The sequence below is a fragment of the Bradyrhizobium sp. STM 3809 genome, from assembly GCF_000239795.1.
Lineage (GTDB): Bacteria > Pseudomonadota > Alphaproteobacteria > Rhizobiales > Xanthobacteraceae > Bradyrhizobium.
The window spans coordinates 1-3,553 of sequence record NZ_CAFJ01000653.1 but is presented as its reverse complement, the minus strand read 5'-3'; the positions used below and the strand labels follow the sequence as shown (position 1 = coordinate 3,553).

Genomic DNA, 3,553 nt, shown 5'->3' with positions numbered 1-3,553 from the left:
TCCGCTCGTCATCGCGCCATCGATCCTGGCCTCGGATTTCTCCAAGCTCGGCGAAGAGGTGCGCGCCGTCGATGCCGCCGGCGCCGACTGGATCCATCTCGACGTGATGGACGGCCATTTCGTCCCGAACATCTCCTATGGCCCCGATGTCATCAAGGCGCTGCGCCCGCACACGACCAAGATCTTCGACGCGCATCTGATGATCACGCCGTGCGATCCCTATCTCGAGGCCTTCGCCAAGGCCGGCTGCGACCACATCACCGTGCATGCCGAGGCCGGCCCGCATCTGCATCGCTCGCTGCAGGCGATCCGCGCGCTCGGCAAGAAGGCCGGCGTGTCGCTCAACCCGTCGACCCCGCTCAACGTCATCGAATACGTGCTCGACCTCGTCGACCTCGTGCTGATCATGTCGGTCAACCCCGGCTTCGGCGGCCAGGCGTTCATCGCCTCGGCGATCGGCAAGGTGCAGGATCTGCGCGCGATGACCGCGGGCCGTCCTGTTGACATCGAGGTCGATGGCGGCGTCGGCCGCGACAATGCCGGCGCGCTCGCGGCCGCCGGCGCCAACGCCTTCGTCGCGGGCTCCGCCGTGTTCAAGGGCGGCACCACCGAGGCCTATCGCAGCAACATCGCCGCGATCCGCGATGCCGCCGCGTCGGCGCGCGGCGAAGCGATCTGAGGCGCGCGGACCGGAATGCACCAGCTCACGCCGCAGCCGCTGACGAAGGCGGCCTTTGCTGCCTTCGGCGACGTCGTCGAGACCGACGGCGCCACTCCGATCGAGATCAACCAGGGCTTTGCCCGCCGCTGCAACGAGCTCGCCGCCATCGACGTGACGTCCGGCAACGTCCCCGTCAATGTCAGCCTGTTCGAGGCCAAGCCGCGGCCGCGGCCGATCGAGATCAAGCTGATGGAGCGGCATCCGCTCGGCACCCAATTGTTCATGCCGCTGCAGGACCGGCCCTGGCTGGTGCTGGTCTGCGCCGACCCGCGCGACGGCGCGAGCTATCGGGCGTTCACCGCGAGCGGCCGTCAGGGCGTCAACTACGCCCGCAACGTCTGGCATCATCCGCTGCTGGTGTTCGACGAGGCCTCGCGCTTCATGGTGGTCGACCGCATGAGTCCCGACAATCTCGAGGAGCTGTGGCTCGACCAGCCGCTGTTCCTGAGCATCCCCTGAGCTAAGGCGCGCGGGCGAGCCGCTCCGCGCGCAGGAGAGACGATGATGGACAAGCCGAACTACTTCGTGCCGCAGGGCGGCCACCCGCCGCAGACCGACCTGCTCACCGGCCGCGCCGTGTTCACCGAGGCTTACGCGGTCATCCCCAAGGGCGTGATGCGGGACATCGTCACCTCGGCGCTGCCGTTCTGGGACAAGACGCGGACCTGGGTGATCGCGCGCCCCCTGTCGGGCTTCTCGGAGACGTTCTCGCAATACATCGTCGAGGTGTCGCCCGGCGGCGGCAGCACCCGGCCGGAGCCGGATCCGGACGCCGAAGGCGTGCTGTTCGTGGTGTCGGGCGAGATCGCGCTGACGATCGCGGGCACCGAACATCGCCTCGGCAAGGGCGGCTACGCCTTCCTGCCGCCGGGCTGCAAATGGACACTGACGAACGACAGCGCGGCGCCCGCAACCTTCCACTGGATCCGCAAGGCCTACGAAGCCGTGCCCGGCATCCCCCTGCCCGAGGCCTTCGTCACCAACGAGGCGACGATCGCGCCCGTCGGCATGCCCGGCACCGAGGGCCGCTGGGCCACCACCCGCTTCGTCGATCCGCTCGACGTCCGCCACGACATGCACGTCAACATCGTGACCTTCGAGCCCGGCGCCGTGATCCCCTTCCTCGAGACGCATGTGATGGAGCACGGCCTCTACGTGCTCGAGGGCAAGGCCGTCTACAAGCTCAACCGCGACTGGGTCGAGGTCGAGGCCGGCGACTTCATGTGGCTGCGCGCCTTCTGCCCGCAGGCCTGCTACGCCGGCGGCCCCGGCCGCTTCCGCTATCTGCTCTACAAGGACTCCAACCGGCACATGAAGCTGCGGCCGTTCCGGTGAGGTGAGCGGCGACGCACAACATCGCCGGCCCGTAGCCCGCATGAGCGCAGCGAGATGCGGGATCGACGCAGCAGCCCGTGAGAACCCGCATGTCGCTCCGCTCATCCGGGCTACGAGATCGGTGACCGCTAAATCTCTCAGCGATCACGCCGCCTGATACTCCACCTCCTCCGCGGTGCCGCGATCGAGCACGGCCTTGGCCTTGGCGAGGTCGAGATCGTTCTCCCAGGCGGCCACGACCACGGTGGCGACGCAGTTGCCGATCAGGTTGCCGACGGCGCGGGCGATGCCGACGAACCAGTCGACCGACAGCACCAGCACAAGGCCGATCGCGGGGATCGCGGGTACGGCACCGAGCGTTGCGGCGAGGATGACGATCGCCGAGCCCGGCACGCCATGCGCGCCCTTCGACGTCACCAGCGACACGCCGAGCACCAGCAGGAGGTCGCTGACCGACAGCGGCGTGTTGGTGGCCTGGGCGATGAACACGACGGCGAGCGTCAGGTAGATCGAGAACGCATCGAGGTTGAACGAATAGCCGGTCGGGATGACCAGGCCGACGACCTCCTGCTTCACCCCCATCGCCTCGAGCTTGCGCATGATCTGCGGCAGCACGGAGTCGGATGACGCCGTCGCCAGCACGATCAGGAGCTCCTCCTTCAGGTAGCGCAGGAACTTGAACAGGCTGAGGCCGGCGATGCGCATCACGAGGCCGAGCGCAATGACGACGAACAGCGCCACCGAGACGTAGAACAGCACGACCAGCGCCAGCAGCTGCTTCAGCGAACCGATACCGTATTTGCCGACGGTGAAGCCGATGGCGCCGAGCACGCCGAGCGGCGCCACGCGCACGATCAGGCCCATCGCCTTGAACAGCACTTTGGCGACGGCATCGATCAGGTTGACGACGGGCTTGCCGGGCTCGCCGACCAGCGCGAGGCTGACGCCGAAGATCACCGCAAAGAACAGCACCTGCAGCACGTCGTTGCGGGCGAAGGCGTCGAACGCGGTCGGCGGGATGATGTTGAGGATGAAACCGCCGAAGCCGCCGCCCTGCAGCTTGTGGGCGTTGTCGGCGAAGGTCGCGAGCTGCTTGGCATCGAGCTTGGAGACGTCGATATTCATGCCATGGCCGGGCCCGAACAGCAGCGCCAGCACGAGGCCGAAGGCCAGCGCGATCGTCGTCATGCCCTCGAAATAGAACAGCGACTTGACGCCGACGCGGCCGACCTTCTTCAGGTCTCCGGCGCTGGCGATGCCGTGGACGACGACGCAGAACACGATCGGCGCGACCACCATGGCGATCAGGCGCAGGAACGCATCGCTGAAGAATTTCAACCCTTGGGCGGTCTCCGGCGCAAAGACGCCGATCAGGATGCCGAGCGCGAGCGCGGCCACGACCTGGAAGAACAGCGAGCCCAACAGGCTGCGCTTCGGCGACGCCGTCCCCGCCATGCTCACATCGGTTGCCGCCATCGAAGGTCCCCCCTGGTCAAA

General features: G+C 67.4%; 4 protein-coding genes. 3 read left to right on the top strand and 1 reads right to left on the bottom strand.

Features of this window, described 5'->3' with window-relative positions; translation table 11 throughout:
* The 3 genes from rpe to BRAS3809_RS29040 all read left to right on the top strand — a co-directional run.
* Positions 1-679, top strand: a 679-nt coding sequence (rpe, locus tag BRAS3809_RS29050; RefSeq protein ID WP_035659251.1) for a ribulose-phosphate 3-epimerase, incomplete at its 5' end; no start/stop codon positions are given.
* 15 nt (positions 680-694) lie between these two features.
* Complete coding sequence (locus BRAS3809_RS29045) at positions 695-1,180, top strand: ureidoglycolate lyase (RefSeq protein WP_008965586.1); 486 nt, start codon at positions 695-697, stop codon at positions 1,178-1,180.
* Between the two features lie 45 nt (positions 1,181-1,225).
* Positions 1,226-2,056, top strand: coding sequence for a bifunctional allantoicase/(S)-ureidoglycine aminohydrolase (locus tag BRAS3809_RS29040; protein WP_008965585.1), 831 nt, complete (start codon positions 1,226-1,228; stop codon positions 2,054-2,056).
* A 144-nt stretch (positions 2,057-2,200) separates the two neighbouring features.
* On the opposite strand, the gene BRAS3809_RS29035 is transcribed toward BRAS3809_RS29040, so the two are convergent.
* A complete protein-coding gene (locus BRAS3809_RS29035; protein ID WP_008965584.1) occupies positions 2,201-3,532 on the bottom strand; it encodes a dicarboxylate/amino acid:cation symporter in 1,332 nt (443 codons plus the stop codon).
* Between the last annotated feature and the right edge of the window lie 21 nt (positions 3,533-3,553).